Source organism: Dialister sp. (assembly GCF_047832375.1).
In the GTDB taxonomy this organism is placed as follows: Bacteria; Bacillota; Negativicutes; order Veillonellales; family Dialisteraceae; genus Dialister.
In genome coordinates, this window is sequence record NZ_CP181256.1 from 1,510,132 (window position 1) to 1,526,675 (window position 16,544).

General features: G+C 52.1%; 16 protein-coding genes, 1 tRNA gene and 1 other RNA gene. 2 read left to right on the top strand and 16 right to left on the bottom strand.

Annotation, left to right across the window (positions count from 1 at the left end; genetic code table 11):
• The 15 genes from nusB to ACFWUL_RS06110 form a co-directional block, all read right to left on the bottom strand.
• Entirely contained in the window at window positions 1–390 is a 390-nt protein-coding gene (gene nusB / locus ACFWUL_RS06040; RefSeq protein ID WP_297022571.1) for a transcription antitermination factor NusB, read from the bottom strand.
• Window positions 391–401: 11 nt separating this feature from the next.
• The gene (locus ACFWUL_RS06045; protein WP_297022569.1) at window positions 402–749 is read right to left on the bottom strand and encodes a hypothetical protein; all 348 of its coding nucleotides are present in this window, start codon (window positions 747–749) and stop codon (window positions 402–404) included.
• Window positions 746–1,114 carry an Asp23/Gls24 family envelope stress response protein gene (locus ACFWUL_RS06050; RefSeq protein WP_416176710.1) on the bottom strand — a complete coding sequence of 123 codons (369 nt, stop codon included), beginning with the start codon at window positions 1,112–1,114 and terminating at the stop codon, window positions 746–748. Before ACFWUL_RS06050 ends, ACFWUL_RS06045 begins: the two co-directional genes overlap by 4 nt.
• A gap of 12 nt (window positions 1,115–1,126) precedes the next feature.
• Complete coding sequence (gene efp / locus ACFWUL_RS06055) at window positions 1,127–1,687, bottom strand: elongation factor P (protein ID WP_296096511.1); 561 nt, start codon at window positions 1,685–1,687, stop codon at window positions 1,127–1,129.
• Window positions 1,688–1,703: 16 nt separating this feature from the next.
• Window positions 1,704–2,759, bottom strand: a complete 1,056-nt coding sequence (locus tag ACFWUL_RS06060) for a M24 family metallopeptidase (RefSeq protein WP_416176711.1) — start codon at window positions 2,757–2,759, stop codon at window positions 1,704–1,706.
• 381 nt (window positions 2,760–3,140) lie between these two features.
• A non-coding RNA gene (gene ssrS, locus ACFWUL_RS06065) (6S RNA) lies at window positions 3,141–3,321 on the bottom strand.
• Window positions 3,322–3,391: 70 nt separating this feature from the next.
• Window positions 3,392–5,200, bottom strand: coding sequence for an aspartate--tRNA ligase (aspS, locus tag ACFWUL_RS06070; RefSeq protein ID WP_416176712.1), 1,809 nt, complete (start codon window positions 5,198–5,200; stop codon window positions 3,392–3,394).
• A 108-nt stretch (window positions 5,201–5,308) separates the two neighbouring features.
• Window positions 5,309–6,574 (bottom strand): histidine--tRNA ligase, encoded by a 1,266-nt coding sequence (hisS, locus tag ACFWUL_RS06075; RefSeq protein WP_297022560.1) that lies wholly within the window; start codon window positions 6,572–6,574, stop codon window positions 5,309–5,311.
• 409 nt (window positions 6,575–6,983) lie between these two features.
• Window positions 6,984–7,424: a Fur family transcriptional regulator gene (locus ACFWUL_RS06080; RefSeq protein ID WP_297022592.1), complete on the bottom strand. Its 441-nt coding sequence runs from the start codon at window positions 7,422–7,424 to the stop codon at window positions 6,984–6,986.
• Between the two features lie 37 nt (window positions 7,425–7,461).
• Window positions 7,462–8,514 carry an AI-2E family transporter gene (locus ACFWUL_RS06085; RefSeq protein ID WP_416176713.1) on the bottom strand — a complete coding sequence of 351 codons (1,053 nt, stop codon included), beginning with the start codon at window positions 8,512–8,514 and terminating at the stop codon, window positions 7,462–7,464.
• Window positions 8,511–9,152, bottom strand: coding sequence for an MBL fold metallo-hydrolase (locus tag ACFWUL_RS06090; protein WP_416176714.1), 642 nt, complete (start codon window positions 9,150–9,152; stop codon window positions 8,511–8,513). Before ACFWUL_RS06090 ends, ACFWUL_RS06085 begins: the two co-directional genes overlap by 4 nt.
• Before the next feature lie 354 nt (window positions 9,153–9,506).
• Window positions 9,507–9,956: a D-aminoacyl-tRNA deacylase gene (gene dtd, locus ACFWUL_RS06095; RefSeq protein WP_297022551.1), complete on the bottom strand. Its 450-nt coding sequence runs from the start codon at window positions 9,954–9,956 to the stop codon at window positions 9,507–9,509.
• Between the two features lies 1 nt (window position 9,957).
• Window positions 9,958–12,369 (bottom strand): RelA/SpoT family protein, encoded by a 2,412-nt coding sequence (locus ACFWUL_RS06100; protein WP_374042434.1) that lies wholly within the window; start codon window positions 12,367–12,369, stop codon window positions 9,958–9,960.
• Window positions 12,370–12,379: 10 nt separating this feature from the next.
• Window positions 12,380–14,368 carry a single-stranded-DNA-specific exonuclease RecJ gene (gene recJ, locus ACFWUL_RS06105; protein WP_416176715.1) on the bottom strand — a complete coding sequence of 663 codons (1,989 nt, stop codon included), beginning with the start codon at window positions 14,366–14,368 and terminating at the stop codon, window positions 12,380–12,382.
• A gap of 592 nt (window positions 14,369–14,960) precedes the next feature.
• On the bottom strand, window positions 14,961–15,407 hold the full coding sequence (locus ACFWUL_RS06110; RefSeq protein WP_297022547.1) for a histidine kinase: 447 nt from the start codon (window positions 15,405–15,407) through the stop codon (window positions 14,961–14,963).
• A 132-nt stretch (window positions 15,408–15,539) separates the two neighbouring features.
• Between ACFWUL_RS06110 and tadA the strand changes: the two genes are divergently transcribed.
• Window positions 15,540–15,986 carry a tRNA adenosine(34) deaminase TadA gene (gene tadA, locus ACFWUL_RS06115; RefSeq protein ID WP_297022545.1) on the top strand — a complete coding sequence of 149 codons (447 nt, stop codon included), beginning with the start codon at window positions 15,540–15,542 and terminating at the stop codon, window positions 15,984–15,986.
• Window positions 15,987–16,022: 36 nt separating this feature from the next.
• Window positions 16,023–16,111, top strand: a tRNA-Ser gene (locus tag ACFWUL_RS06120).
• 60 nt (window positions 16,112–16,171) lie between these two features.
• Here the strand turns inward: ACFWUL_RS06120 and ACFWUL_RS06125 are convergent.
• On the bottom strand, window positions 16,172–16,408 hold the full coding sequence (locus tag ACFWUL_RS06125; protein WP_297022542.1) for a DUF1653 domain-containing protein: 237 nt from the start codon (window positions 16,406–16,408) through the stop codon (window positions 16,172–16,174).
• Between the last annotated feature and the right edge of the window lie 136 nt (window positions 16,409–16,544).

Here is a 16,544-nt window from a genome sequence, read left to right on the forward strand (position 1 = left end):
TTATCCCTTCATGGCCTCGTCCAGGACGCCATTGATGAAACGCCAGGAAGAGTCCCCGCCGTAAACCTTGGCCATTTCGATGGCTTCATTCAGGATGACCTTGCGCTGGGATGCCTCATCGCCCAGGTATTTGAATTCCGCCAGTGCCAGAAGGAGGATATTCTTATCCACCACGTTCAGCTGGGACAGGGACCAGTGCTTGAGATGGCCCTGGATCAGCGCATCCAGCGGTTCCTTATGTTCCGTCACTGCATGGATAAGGGCGTCCGCAAAGGTCTTGTCCTTTTCGGACAGGGACTTTCCTTCCCCATCAATGGCTTCTGTTTCCGGATTCAGTTCCCTGGAATACAGAACCTTCAGCGCATATTCTCTTGCACTTCTCCTGCTCATGATGACCTCTTTCAATTGACTAAATCTGTAATGGTGATATCGATACCGGAAACCTTTTCGTCAGTCACGGAAAGAAGGAGATTCCGGACCACCATCTGCACGTACCGGGCCGTTTCTATGACCCGGCAGTTTTTATGGAGGGCCAGGGAAATATCCACCTTAATCCCCTCTTCCTTACTGCGCCGGAGCAGGAGCCCCTTATGCCCCTTGTAGCCGAAAGCCTGTCCAATGCCGGAGAGAAGGTCCTGGAACCCCTCGGAAGTGAAATGGGACACCTCCGGTATGGCGAGGACCGCCTTTTCAATTTTGTCGTAGATTTCCTCCTCCGGAACTACGACCACTGTCTCATCCTGGCTCATTGTGATTTTCCTCCGGTTTCGAAAATAATTCCGGAAATATTCACATTCACCGCTGCCGTCCTGATGCCCAGGGAATCCGTGATTTCTTCCTTCACCGTTTCCTGGAGCTGCAGGGCAATGGCAGGAATGCGGCCGCCATGGCGGACACAGACATAGAGGTCAATGACAGCGGCTCCGTCCTTGAAGCCCACATGGACCCCTTCCCGTTCCCTGTCCGTCAGGACAGAGGAAAGGCTGTGGAGAAAGGTCTCCCCCATTCCTGCAATACCGGGCACCCGGAGGGCCGCCGCCTGTGCCGTCATGGCAATGACGCGGTCGCTCACCCGGACAAGGCCCAGTTCATTTTCTACGGCTGCAGTTTCCATAAAGAATCAGACTCACTTTACACGTTCAATGTAAGCGCCGGTACGGGTATCGATGCGAAGCATTTCGCCTTCATTGATGAACAGCGGAACCTGTACGATGTAGCCGGTTTCCATTTTAGCCGGTTTGGAACCGCCGGTAGCTGTATCGCCGCGGATGCCAGGTTCAGTTTCAACAACTTTCAGTTCTACGGAGTTCGGGATATCGACGCCGATGATGTTGCCGTTGAAGAACATAACGTTGCATTCCATTTCTTCCTTCAGGAAGTTGATCTTGTCACCCAGCTGTTCCTTGGTGAGCATGATCTGTTCATAGGTTTCGGTATCCATGAAGCAGTAGGAGCCATCTGCTTCGTAGAGGTACTGCATGGGCTTTCTTTCTACCGTTGCGGGCTGCAGTTTGATGCCTGCGTTGAATTTGCGTTCAACCACGGAGCCGGTCTGCAGGTTCTTCAGCTTAGCACGAACGAAAGCAGCGCCTTTGCCCGGCTTTACATGCAGAAATTCCACACACTGCCAAACCTGTCCGTCCAGTTCGACGGTAATTCCGGGACGTAAATCATTACTAGAAATCATTTCAATTTTCCTCCTGCTACACTCTTAAAAATTTTTTGGGAAATAGAGTCAGAATGGAAATGCCATCCTGCTTTATAACAACCGTATCTTCGATACGGACTCCACCGGTTCCGGGGACGTAAACTCCCGGTTCTACGGTCTCTGTCATGTTCGGTTCCAGAAGGGATGTATCCCTCTGTGCCAGTACCGGGGCCTCGTGGATTTCCAGACCCACACTGTGGCCCAGGGCATGGGTGAAATACTTTTCCAGGTCAAACCTGGCAAAGTACTTACGGGCCTCTGTATCCGCCTCGTTGGCGTGCATGCCGGCCTTCAGGATGCTTTCGATATATTCATTGCATCCCAGTACTTTATCGTAAAGGAAACGCTGGCGATCGGAAATGTCCCCCACCGCCACGGTCCTTGTAATATCGGAATGGTATCCTTTGTAAATGGCACCGAAGTCGAAGGTAATCATTTCTCCTTCATGGATCACCTTATCCGTGGCCGTGCCGTGGGGATAGGCGCCCCGTTCACCGGATGCCACGATGGTATCGAAGGATTTTCCTTCGGATCCAGCTTTCAGCATTTCGCATTCCAGCACCGCCTGCAGGTACCGCTCCGTCACGCCGGCTTTGATGTAGGGAATGGTATTTTTAAAACCTTCATCGGAAATCCGGCAGGCCTCTTTCAGAAGCTTCAGTTCCTCCTCCGACTTGATGCGCCGCAGGTCGTCCACCGGGCAGAACTCAAAGTCCACGTCCGGCATGGCTTCATCAAAGGTAAGGTACATGCGGTAAGAAAGAACGGACTCAATGCCCAGCTTCGTGACACCATGCTTTTTGGCGAGATCCGAAAGGGTATCGGCCAGCTTGCCTCTGTAGTCCACCACCGTAAACCCTTTGGCTTCTTCCTTTGCCTGCTCCACATAGCGGCTGTCGGTGAGAAGATAAAAGCTGTCTTTCGTCACAAAGAGATAACTGTCGGAACCGGTGAATCCGCTGATATACCGTAAATTTTCATCCTTCTGCACAAAAAGGCCATTTACATGGCTCTTTTCAAGAAAATCAGAAATCAATTCTTTAGAAACCATAGAATCACTCTTTTCCATTACCCTCTAATAATACAGTATCCGGCCCGTTTTGTCTAGAAAAGATGTGACAGGAGGTATGAGTGGATGTCATCCCATAGGGATGAATGGGGCTAAGGGTGGTGGGTCGGGAGTCGCTGCGCTGGCCCGACCGGGTGGTAGCTGCCTGCCAGGGCTGACGCCCTGGCGCAGCGGGGGCATAAGGTGGAATAACCGCCGAAGGTGGCCGAACTACCTTATGCCCCCGCGCGAAGCGCCCACAACCCGGTGAACCAGCGGAGCGCCGTTCACCCACAACCCTTAGCCCCATATATCCGTATGGAGTAACCTTCAATTCATCCGCATACAAAAAGGAGCTGTGAGATCACAGCTCCTTTGAGGTTTCATAGCCCCACCATGTCGTTAATTGCCGTATTTTGAGTCTGCATATTTGCAGGTGGGTGTCATCGTGAAGGGCTTGTTGTCAGTCCCCTTGCGGGGCATTGACTCATCGATTCAGCTCAGGACTCCCGTTATAAAGGTGTTGGTTCAAAATAAGAAGGCTTGGCGTGCACAGCAGGGTTCCTTCACAGATAGTGTAGCAAAATCAGAAGAATTTTACAAGTCTGTTACAGGTTAAATCAGGAATTTACAACTCAGGCCTTTTCGAAGAGGTCCTTTTCTTTCTTGATATCCACTTTGATGTGGAGTTCTTTCAGCTGCTTGTCAGCCACCGTGGACGGTGCCTGGGTGAGCGGATCGATGGCGCTCTGGGTCTTTGGGAAGGCAATGACGTCACGGATGGAGTCCAGGTGGAGCATCAGCATGACGAGACGGTCCAGGCCCAGGGCAATGCCTGCATGGGGCGGAGCACCGTACTTGAAGGCATCCAGGAGGAAGCCGAATTTCTGCTGTGCTTCTTCATCGGAAATGCCGATGGCTTCGAAGACCTTCTTCTGCAGGTCTTCCTGGTAAATACGGAGGGAACCGCCGCCGGCTTCCACGCCGTTCAGGACCATATCATAGGCCTTTGCATAGACCTTGGAGGGATCGGTGAGGAGGTACTGCACATCTTCATCCCGAGGTGCGGTGAATGGATGATGTTCAGCTACATAGCGGTGTTCTTCTTCGCTGTATTCGAACATGGGGAAGTCGGTGACCCAGCGGAAGCAGAATTCGTTGGGGTCGATGAGGTTCATGCGGCGTCCCATTTCCAGACGCAGTTCGCCCAGGGCCTGGGCAACCACCTTCGGCTTGTCGGCGATGATGAGGACAAGGTCTCCCTTTTCCGCTTCGCAGGCTTTGCCGATTTCCCGAATCTTATCTTCACCCAGGAACTTGGTGATCTGGCACTTCAGGCTGCCGTCTTCGTTGAAGCCGATCCATGCAAGGCCCTTGGCGCCATAATGGCCTACATAGTCTACGAGGCCATCCAGTTCACGGCGGGGAATACCGGCATCTCCCTTGACGTTAATGGCTTTAACTACGCCGCCGTTGTCAAGGACGGAACGGAATACCTTGAATCCCGTATCCCGGAGAAGGTCGGAAATATTGTAGAAGTGCATATCAAAACGGAGATCCGGCTTATCGGAACCGTAAAGGTTCATGGCGTCGTCCCATTTGATTCTCTTGAAAGGAATTTCAATGTCCCGGTTCAGGACTTTCTTGAACACCCGCTGCATCATGTGTTCCATGAGGTCCAGGATGAAGTCCTGGTCTTCAAAGGACAGTTCCATATCCAGCTGGGTAAATTCCGGCTGCCGGTCTGCACGGAGGTCTTCATCACGGAAGCAGCGGGCTACCTGGAAATACCGTTCCAGGCCCGATACCATGAGCAGCTGCTTGAAGAGCTGCGGGGACTGGGGCAGTGCATAGAACTTTCCCGGGTTTACACGGCTAGGTACCAGGTAATCACGAGCACCTTCCGGTGTGCTCTTTGTGAGCATAGGGGTTTCGATTTCCAGGAAATCATGTTCATCCAGGAATGTTCTCATTTCATGGACAATCTTGTGGCGCATGATGAGATGGTTCTGCATTTCCGGACGGCGGAGATCGATGTAACGGTATTTGAGACGTACGTTTTCATCAACGTCAATGCCATCTTCCACGTAGAATGGCGGGGTCTTTGCCTTATTCAGGATGCGGAGTTCAGAAACTACCACTTCCACCTTGCCGGTCTTCATCTTCGGGTTTACCGTGTCTTCGCTTCTTTCACGGACTTTGCCCTTTACTGCCAGCACGTATTCACTGCGAACCGCTTCTGCTTTGTGGAAGGCTTCTTCCCCGTACTGTGGGCTCATGACGAGCTGTACAATACCGCTTCTGTCGCGGAGGTCGATAAAAATCAGGCCGCCGTGGTCGCGGCGGGTATTGACCCAGCCGGCCAGTGTCAATTCTTTGCCAACATCATTTTTGCTTACTTTACCGCATCCGCAGGATCGTTTCATCCCTGCCATTGTTTCCATATGAGAGCACCTCTTTAAAAATTTATTTAAACTTTTCCATCCCCTCCCCCTTCAAAGGAAGGGGCCGGAAAGGTTTGAAATCAATACAGATTATACCATAACTCCAACTTATTTGGAGCTCTGTTCTTCTTTGGCAATATAAGAAGCCACTTCACCGAAGGGAATATCCTTCTGGGAGCTGTCAGCCATGTTCTTCACGGCTGCTGCCCCTTTTTCCAGTTCATTGCTTCCGATGATTACGGTGAACTGGGAACCCATCCTGCCGGACTGTTTCATCTGGCCCTTCAGGCTTCTTCCCTGGAGGTCCATGTCAGCAAGAACGCCGAGGCCCCGGAGTTCTTCCTGGATTTTGAAGCCTTCAGCCACTGCTTCTTCCCCAAGGGCTGCGATGTATACATGCTTCTTAGACTTCGGTTCCGGGATGAGATGCTGCATTTCCAGTGCCAGCAACAGCCGTTCCAGTCCGATGGCAAATCCGATACCCGGTGTGGAGGGGCCGCCGATTTCTTCGACAAGTCCGTCATACCGGCCGCCGCCGCAAACGGCGCTCTGGGCACCCAGGGGCGGATACTGGATTTCAAAGGCCGTATTGGTGTAATAATCCAGGCCTCTTACCAGCCGGGGATCCACGGTATATTTGATGCCGAGGGCATCGAGGTATTTTTTTACCGCATCAAACTTGGCCCGGCAGTCGTCGCAGAGGTAGTCCGTAATTTCCGGTGCCCCTACGGAAGCCCGCTTGCATCCCTCTTCCTTGCAGTCCAGGATGCGGAGAGGGTTCTTATAGAGCCGTTCCTTGCAGTCATCGCAGAGCTGGTCCTTCTTTGCTTCGAAGAATTCGATCAGCTTCTTCCGATAGGCCGGACGGCAGTTCTTATCGCCGATGGAATTCAGGTGGAGGTCCAGGTCCTTCAGACCCAGGCGGTGGAAAATTTCACAGGCCATGGCAATGACTTCTGCATCCGCCAGTGGAGAAGAAGCGCCGAGCACTTCCAGGCCGAACTGGTGGAATTCCCTGTACCGCCCTGCCTGGGGACGATCATAGCGGAACATGGACCCGATGTAGAACATCTTGTGCACCTGCTGGTCCCCGTACATCTTGTGTTCCAGGTATGCCCGGACGGCGGATGCCGTGTTTTCAGGGCGCAGGGTGACCGAACGGCCGCCGCGGTCCGTGAATGTATACATTTCCTTCGTTACCACATCCGTGGTATCGCCGATGCCCCGCTGGAACAGTTCGGTGGCTTCAATAATAGGAGTCCTGATTTCTTTATACCCGTACCGGGCACAAACATCACGGATAACTCCTTCCATATAATCCCACTTGTACATTTCTTCAGGCAGAATATCATGGGTTCCTTTTAATGCCTGCATTAACCACACCTCTTTGGTTCAGCCCTGCTATCCTTGCAGGAAACTGAAAAAATGATCATTTTGGAAAAAGAAATATTGATTCCTTTTCGGTTACATTAACAAACTAAATTGTACCATCTTGCAGGGTACATTGGCAAATAATTGTTGGGACTCCGGGTGATTATTTGGCCCATGCGTATAAATGGGGCTGAGGGTGGTGGGTGAACATCGCTGCGCTCGTTCACCGGGTGGTGGCTTCAGTGAGGCTGCCGCCCCACTGAAGCGGGGGCATAAGGTGGAATAGCCGCCTTTGGCGGCAAATGCACCTTATTCCCCGGTGCGAAGCACCTGCCACCCGGTTGTCAAGCGCAGCGATGCCAACCCACAACCTTCAGCCCCATTCATACGCATGGAGCATCCTTCCATTCACTCAAAGATCATGATTCTTCTTGGCACAGTCCTTGCAGTAGCCGTAGAACTTGAGCTGGTAGTCCACAATATCGAAGCCGCTTTCCTTTTTGATTTTGTCCCGGATATCGTTCAGGAAATCATAGGAAAATTCGGTCACCTTACCGCAGCCAAGGCAGATAAGATGGTGATGGGAATGGTTGATATTCCGGTCGTTCAGTTCATACCGGCTCCTGCCGTCACCAAAGTCCAGCTTCTTCAGCAGTTCCAGCTGGGTAAACAGTTCCAGGGAACGGTACACCGTGGCCAGTCCGATGTCCGGATTGTCCACTCTTACGATTTCATACACATCTTCGGCACTCATGTGGTTTTCCCGACTGTCCAGGAAGGCCTGCAGGATAATCTGCCGCTGGTTTGTGAATTTATACTTATGCTCCCTGATTTTCTTCTTCAGGGTATTCATGATTGCTGTTTTCTTCATGCTTCTCGAAAACCTCCCGTTACCTGACGTTCTTATACCTGTCGTAAAACCACATGTGCTTCAGAACAATCTGCAGCACCGCCACCAGGGGCACTGCGATGATGGTCCCCACCACGCCGAAAAGCTTTCCGCCAAGCAGCACGCCGGCGATGATGGATACCGGATGGACATTGATGATGCTGCCCATGAGCTTTGGCATCACGAAATGGCCATCCACCTGCTGGACAACAATATAGAAAATAATGACCTGGAACATGACCGTAGTCCCCTGGAGCAGGCCCAGGAGCACCGGCGGAATGGCTCCGATAATCGGCCCGATGAGGGGAATGGTCTCCACGATGGCCGCCAGCAGCCCGATGACCAATGGATAGGGTATATGGAGAGCCACCATACCGATGAAGACCACGGTCCCCATCAAGGTGGACAGCAGGAGCTGCCCACGGATGTATGCATTCAGGACGAAATGGATTTCCTTGAACAATCCTTCCAGATGATGGTGATAGCGGTCCGGGAAAAGGTGGATGAAGGCATTCACGAAGTAGCCGCCCCTTTTCATCATGTAGAACGTGATGAAAGGTACCACAATGAGCTGCACCACGGTGGAGGCGAAGGAGAAAATGGCAGACAGGCTGAACTGTGCTATTTTCAGGGTATACTCACCGATGTCCTGGAGAATCTTCGCCAGGAGTGACTTGGCTTCCGGCGGCATGAGGCTCAGATGGTACTGCTCCTCCAGCTGGGGAATGGCCTGCTGCACCGCGGCCAGCATGCCCGGCACACTTTTGACGAATTGCTGGAATTCATTAATGAATGGCACGAAAATGTGAACCGCAATGAAGTAAATGACCGCTATGAAAATGGCAAAGGAAATAAGAATGGCAAAATCATAGGGGAAATGGGGTATCTTCCATTTCTGTGCCAGTGCATAAACCCTGTGGGCCACCGGATTCAGGAGGGTGGCGATTACCAGGGATACGATAAAAGGAAACAGCACCGACGGTACCAGGATGACAAGGAGCACAAAGCCAACGGCAATGGCCACCCGCATCCAGAATTCAACGCCCCATTTCATAAGGCCCCTCCATTCAGGAACGGGTTGCTCCGTTTTTCTTCCCCGATGGTGGTCTGGCTGCCATGGCCCGAAAGGACCACCACAGCATCAGGCAGGGCAAAGAGGTTCTTCCTGATATTTCCCACCAGTTCCTTCAGACTGCCGCCGGGAAAGTCCGTGCGGCCAATGGATCCCTGGAACAGGGAATCTCCCGTAAAGACAAGGCCCTCCTTTTCATCATAAAAGGAAATGCCCCCCGGTGTATGGCCGGCGGTGTCGATGACCCGGAATGTAAAGCCGCAGGTAGTAATGGTATCGCCATCCTTCACCCAGTGGTCCGCATCGTCCACCAGCACCGGCCGGGGAAACATGTAGGACAGGTTTTTCTCCGGGTCCCGGAGAAATTCCCGGTCCCTTCTGTCCATGTACATTTCCGCCTCCGGAAATGCTTTGCGGAGTTCATTCATACCGGCCATATGGTCCACATGGCCATGGGTCAGAAAAATAGACTTCAGGTGGATCTTCTTCTCCTCGATAGCATGGATGTACTGCTCCGGAGAAAAAGAGGGATCCACCACCAGTCCGTCCATGGTTTGTTCGTTATAGACGATATAGGTATTCGTCATAAATGGTCCGAGGACCATGTACATAATTTTCATAGTAATCACCTGATTATATATTTGCTGCATACCCACACGGATGAATGGAGCTAAAAGCTGCAGGCGCTTCGCGCCGGGCTGCGGCCTTCGGCCGGGGATATGTCCTGCGGACAGGGCTCTGCCTGACGGCAGGGCTAAGGCTGCCGCCTGGGCTTAAGGAAGGTAGATGGATTCAGGCCTGCCGCCAGCGCCTCAGGCCATAGGCGAATACATATTTCCTTGAGCCTTGGCCGAAAGCCAGCAAGAATGTTTCCCTTCCTCTTAAGCACAGCGATGCCAACCCACAACCCTTACAAACCTTCCGCACTATTGGACGCTGGCCAGCCACCAGCCCCCGGCCGAAGCCGCTATCCCTCAGAACTCTTTCCCGCTGTCCAGGAGGATCGTCACGGGGCCGTCATTTTCCAGGGCCACCTTCATGTAGGTACGGAAAGCCCCGGTGCCTACCTTGACGCCAGCGTCCCGGACCAGGGATACCACCTTTTCATAGAGGGCATCTGCCTTATCCGGGAGTTCCGCTTCCGTGAAACTGGGGCGCCTGCCATGGCGGGCATCCCCATAGAGAGTAAACTGGGATACGATGGACACTTCCCCGCCAATATCGAGGACGGAAAGGTTCAATTTACCTGCCTCATCTTCGAAAATACGGAGATGGAGGATTTTGTCCGCTATATAGGCGGCGTCCTTTTCATCGTCCCCTTTTTTTACGCCCAGGAGGACGGACAGGCCCTTCCCGATGGAAGAAACCTCCTTCCCCTCTGAATCCACTTTACACCAGTTGCAACGCTGAATAACTGCTCTCATATCAGTCTCCCTGCATGGAATGCATACGGCGGACAGAGTGTACCCCTTTGATCCGCCGGATCTTTGTCATAATATAATCCAACTGCTGGAGGTCCTTGATCTGGATGCCCAGGTGCATGACCGCCATGCCGTTGTTTTCTACTTTTACATTGGCCGTGGACACGGAGAGCTTCATCTCCGTCAAAGCGGCCAGGATATCTGCCATGAGGCCGGTCCTGTCGTAGCTGATGACTTCGATGGTCACCAGAAACATGCTGTTTGTCTGTTCCTCCCAGGACACGTCAATCATGCGGTCCTTGTCGGGGAAATTGATGGCATTGGGGCAGTCTGCCCGGTGCACGGAGACCCCCCGGCCCCTTGTGACAAATCCCACGATATCGTCGCCCGGGACAGGGTTGCAGCACTTGGACAGATGCACCACCAGCCCTTCTTCCCCCTTCACGAGGATGCCGCTCTGGGAATGGGATTTCACATTCCGCATTTTCAGGTTTTCCAGGGCCTTCGCTGTTTTCTGGGGCATGGATTTCTGGGCATTCTGTTCCCGTTTGTACAGTTCCGTGAGCTTCAGCATGACGCTCTTCACGGCAATACCGCCAAATCCGATGGATGCCAGCATATCTTCGTCGGTCATATTGTTGAAGGACTTTGCCACAACCGCCAGCCGATCTTTGGCAATGAGTTTCTTCCACTCATAACCCAGCCGGTCTGCTTCCGCCTGCAGGGCCTGCTGGCCCCGTTCGATATTTTCACTGCGGTTTTCCTTCTTGAACCAGCTCCTGATTTTCGCCTTGCTGTCGGCGGCGCCGACCATGTTGATCCAGTCGTAGCTGGGTTTGCCGGTTTTCGAAGTGATAATGGAAACGATATCCCCGTTTTTCAGCTTCGTATCCAGGGGCACGATTTTATTATTTACTTTTGCCCCTACGCAGCGGTTCCCCACTTCCGTATGGATACGGTAAGCAAAATCAATGGGAATGGATCCCTTTGGAAGGTTGATGACGTCCCCCTTCGGCGTGAAGACGAAGACTTCGTCTGAGAACACATCGAGCTTCAGGGCATTCATGAATTCCTTGGGATTTGACGTATCCTGCCATTCCAGAATCCGCCGGAGCCAGCTGATTTTTGCATCGAAGTCCTTGGAACCCGCCTGTTTTCCTTCCTTGTAACGCCAGTGGGCAGCGACGCCGTATTCAGAAATATGGTGCATTTCCCAGGTACGGATCTGGATTTCTACCGGCTGCCCCTTCGTGCCAATGACCGTGGTATGAAGGGACTGGTACATATTGGGCTTCGGTACGGCTATGTAATCTTTGAACCGGTTCGGAAGCGGTTTCCACAGGGAATGGGCAATCCCCAATACCGCGTAGCACTGGGGAATGGTATCCACAATGACCCGCACCGCGTAGAGATCGTAAATCTGGGACAGATCCTTGTTGTCCCGTTTCATTTTCTTATAGATACTGTAGAAATGCTTCGGCCTGCCGGTGATGGTGGCTTTAATGCCGGCCTCCTCGATGTGGTCATGGAGCACCCGCATGGTATCATTGACGATTTCCTCCCGGGCCTTCCGCTTCTGCTTCATCTGGCGGACCAGGTCGTAGTATTCATCGGGATGGAGATAGTGGAAACAGAGATCTTCCAATTCCCACTTGATGTTGTAAATACCGAGGCGATGGGCCAGGGGCGCATAGATTTCAATGGTTTCCTTCGCAATGCGCTGCTGCTTCTCCCGCCGGAATACGCCGAGGGTACGCATGTTGTGGAGACGGTCCGCCAGCTTGATGACCACCACCCGGATATCCTTGGCCATGGCAAGGAACATTTTCCGGAAGTTTTCCAGCTGCTGGTCTTCCTTATCTTTGTAATGGAACTGGGAGAGCTTTGTCACCCCATCCACCAGGAAGGCCACTTCATCGCCGAACATCATTTTAATATCGTCCAGGGTATATTCCGTATCCTCCACCACATCGTGAAGAAGGGCGGCAATAATGCCCTGGGGGTCCATTTCCAGTTCCGCCAGGATGTAAGCCACTGCCAGGGGATGGATGATATAGGGTTCCCCTGTAGCCCGGACCTGGGCAGCATGGGCCTTATCCGCCAGTTCATAGGCTTCCCGGATGGCATCCAGGCTTTTCTCATCTTTGATATAGGTCTTGATCTTGTCGATGAGCTTCTTGTATTCCTCTTCTTTCTCACCGGCCCAGTCGGTCTTTTCCTTCTGCTTTTTTACATATTCTTCCTGGTGGATCAGGAATTCTGCCAACGTCGATGCGGAAGCATCGGTATGAATGGTCTCTTCATTCAGGTTTTTATTGAATACGCCGGCCAGATTGGTGGTCTTAGGAACGACAGCCGTTTCCTTTTCCGGAGTTTCCTTAAGGTCCTTGTTTTCTGTCTTATCCATATCACTCATACCTTTCACCTCACTGACACATATGTTTTCTATATACGGAAGAAGACAGGAGATCCAGCTTCTTTCTCACAATCCGCCGCTGGTAAAAATCTTCCCCATTCCGGCTGAACCGGGACAGGATTTCCAGCTCCTCAAATACCGCCAGCGCCATGCCCAGCTTCACCGGCTCGAATTGGCCATTCTTTTCCAGCTGGTAATGGACTTCCTTCACCGGCTTCGCCATATCCTTGAGCACCCCCGTAAGGGACCGGTACACGCTGACCAGATAATCCCGGTCCAGGATTTCCGTTTTCTCCTGGCGAAGGTCTTTGCCGATGAGCTGTACGTGCTCACCGTACCACTCGTGCACTTCCGGTTCAAAGACCAGATCCACCACGTCACCGGCCTGGCAGGGGCTGTTTTCCCCGCATCCCCAGAATATGGCATCCACCAGTCCCGATTTCCCGGAGAGCTGGCATTTGAAATGGCGGCCATCGGCCCCCATGTGCCGGGTGGTTTCCACGAAAGCACCGGACGTAGAAAAAAGGGGCTTTGGATTATCACAGCCGCAGGGTTCCAGAAGATCCAGGGAATGGATGAAATCCAACGTAATATCGTCCAGAGGCAGGCTTTCCTCCACATCCAGCACAGGCAGGCAGTCCTCTTCGGTCAGTACAGACCGGGCATAGTCATTCATGCGCCTCCGGAATTCAGGAATATTTTCCGGTGCAATGGAGAATCCTGCCGCCATCTTATGGCCGCCAAACTGGAGGAGCAGGTCCGACTGCTTTGACAGGGCTTCGTAAATATTGAAAGCCGGAATGCTGCGGCAGGATCCCTTCCCTACCCCATTCCGAATGGTAATGACAAACACCGGGCGATGGTAGATTTCCAGAATCCTCGACGCCACGATACCGATGACTCCGGGATGCCAGTCCTTCCCATCCACCACGAAAGCCATGTCCCTGTCCATATGGAGCTCAGCAATCCGCTCCTTAGCCTGGTCGAAAATATCCCGTTCAATGGTCTGCCGGGCCACATTGGTTTCGCAGAGCTTCCGGGCCAGGGACTCCGCCTCTTCCATGGAGTCCGTGGTCATGAGCTTCACCCCTTCACTGGCCTGGGCAATGCGTCCCGCCGCATTGAGCCTTGGCGCCAGGCCAAAGGAAACCTGGTCTGCCCTTTTGATTTCCTTCGTATCTTCATGGACAATGCCGGACGCTTTGAGGAGCGCCGCCAGTCCCTTGATGGGGGTGTGGATGAACCGCTTCATCCCTTCCTTCACGATAATCCGGTTTTCTCCTGTCAGGGACACCACATCCGCAATCGTACCCAAAGCTGCCAGCTCCACGGTGCCGTCATAATCATGGCCTTCCCGTTTCATGTACAGGGCCCGGCACAGGGAGTACGCCACCCCGCATCCCGCTAGTTCCTTGTAAGGATAGGGGCAGTCCTTCTGGTGGGGATTGATCACCGACACGCACCGGGGAAGAACTTCCGGCGGCGTATGGTGGTCTGTCACAATGATATCGAGCCCCTCCGGCGCTTTGGCAATGAGATCTGCCGAACTGATGCCGCAGTCCACGGTGATGAGAAGGCTGTATCCCTCCCCTGCCAGTTTCGAAAGGGCTGCACCGTTAAGGCCATACCCCTCGGTTTCCCGCTGGGGAATGTAGTAACCCACATTTCCATTGAGCCCTTTGAGCCCCCGTACCATGATAGAGGTGGACGTGATACCATCCACATCGTAGTCCCCATATATGACGATTTTCTCTCCCCCATCCAGGGCTCTTGAAATCCGGTCCACCGCTTCGGTCATACCCTTCATGAGAAATGGATCTGAGAGGTTGGACAGGTCATCGTAAAGAAAATGGGAAAGCTTTTCCTCGCTGTCAATACCCCGGCGAAGAAGAATCCGGGCCAGTCCCACAGGAATGGAAAAAGACGAAAAAAATCCCGGTACCTCTCTCTTTTCACTGTGCGGTGCTTTGATGTTCCATTTATAAGTCTGTTTCTCCATATAACGTCCTCAATTCTCATTCTTATTTTCCTGTTTATTTTATCACTTCTCATTATCATTTGCCACGATAAGATTATCATTATCAATGGGGGAAAAGCAGATTTGAGAGTTGAGATTTGAGGTCCAGCCTGCGGCGCTCCCACCAGCTAACCTCCGTGAGATGAGATCGAGATCGAGACCGAGATTGAGGCGAATAGCGGCAAAGCCGCAGATGGGTTCCTGACGACTCTACCCAAATAACGTGAAGTTGACTCAAGACGAGGCTCCCTTCTCTGAAGGGAGCTCCCCACCGGGGTGAGGGATCACTGATGGGTTCGGCCCAAAGGGCCTGACCACCCAGGCCCTCAAGACTTTCGTCCCTATCCCTCTCCCATCTATCGTCTATTTTCTTCGCCGATAAAACGTATTTCCTGCCAACTGACTCATATATCGTATAAAAATCGCGCCGCCCATCATTTGTCGCGGCGCACCACCACTCCTGACTTCTCACTCCTGACTCCTCACTTTTCCCTCCTTTCACTCAACCGTTCTGATAGCCCCCACCCATCCAACAAAAAACAGCGCTCCGAAGAGCGCTGCCATTTCCCGGAAATTATTCCCAGGCTTCTTTCATAATATTCTTGTATTCCGTATTGAGATGATCGACTACCACATCCAGGACTACACGGACAATTTCCGGATCGAAGCTGTCATTGGTGCTGGGGAGGCAGCAATCCAGGAAAAGGGAACCGTCTTCCGCTACCACGTATTTGAAAACTTTGTAGCTTCTATTTAACTTATTGATATATTCCAGGAAACGGTTCTTATTGCTGTCCTTTACGAGCTGGCTTCCCACCTGAACACGGATAATGGTGTAAATGGTATTGTCCGTGATAATACCCATGGGAATGGTCTGGCCTTCCACCTTGATGTTGGACTGGAATACGATGGTTTCCGCTTCATCCTTCATTTCTTTTTTTACAAAGAAATTCATCTTATTATCGGTGATATACTTTTCAAATTTCTTTGCTTTCAGATTTTCTCTTTTTTCTTCTGCCATTTCTTATCCACCTTCCATTAAACAATAGGAGCTGCTCCATTTATTGTACCCTGCCTTGCCATTTATTTCCACTTTGATTATGATATTTTTATAAGAAGAACAGGAACCCTGCGAAACCAGAAGGAGCATACCATGACAGACTCAGAATACATGCTGTTTGCCCTGGAAGAAGCGCAAAAGGCAAAAGAAGAGGGAGAAATTCCCATCGGTGCCATCCTTGTGTATAAGGACATGGTCATTGCCGCCGGCCATAACCGCAAGGAGACAGAAAAAGACCCCACGGCCCATGCGGAAATTCTGGCCCTCCGGAAGGGCGCCCGCATTCTGGGCAGATGGCGTTTGACGGGGGCTTCTCTTTATGTTACCATAGAACCGTGTCCGATGTGTGCAGGAGCCCTCCTGAATGCAAGAATTTCAAGGCTCGTCTATGGGGCTGCAAACCCCCAGTACGGAGCCATCGAGTCCAGATTCCGCATCACCGGCGAAGGCGTATTAAACCACACCATGGAAATCACCTCCGGCATCCGGCAGAAAGAATGCCAGGCACTGATGGATTCCTTCTTTGCCAGGAAACGATGATAACCGGATTTTCATCAATCGGCACCAATTTCATAAGGAGCAGTATCGAAGTGGTCATAACGAGGCGGACTCGAAATCCGTTAGCCCTTCGGGGCCCGTGGGTTCGAATCCCACCTGCTCCGCCAAAACCAAAAGCACCCGAATCGGGTGCTTTTTTGTTTGGAAAACAGGGAGACACAGCTCCCTCAGTCTTCCGCCTTCTTTTCAAACCGCCATTTCTGCCGGACATCCGGATACTTCCGGTGATCCACTTCCGACAGGAACATGGCAAGGGGCCTGGCGTAGACCCCAAAGTCCCCATAGAGAGCCCGATAAACCACCAGGGTCTCCCTTGTTTCCGTATGGACAGCTAACGTTATGATTTCATAATCGTGATCTTTAAAATGATGCCAGATTTCTCCAGGTTTTGGATTTTCTCTCATGGAACCTCCCCTCCCCTGACCGGTGATTCATAGGGACAGCCAGGAAGCGAATCGACAAATAGGGAAACTACATAGCAAAACCGTAATCATAGAAAATAAAAGTTGGAAATCCGGGAGAAAATAAAAGAATTCCTCC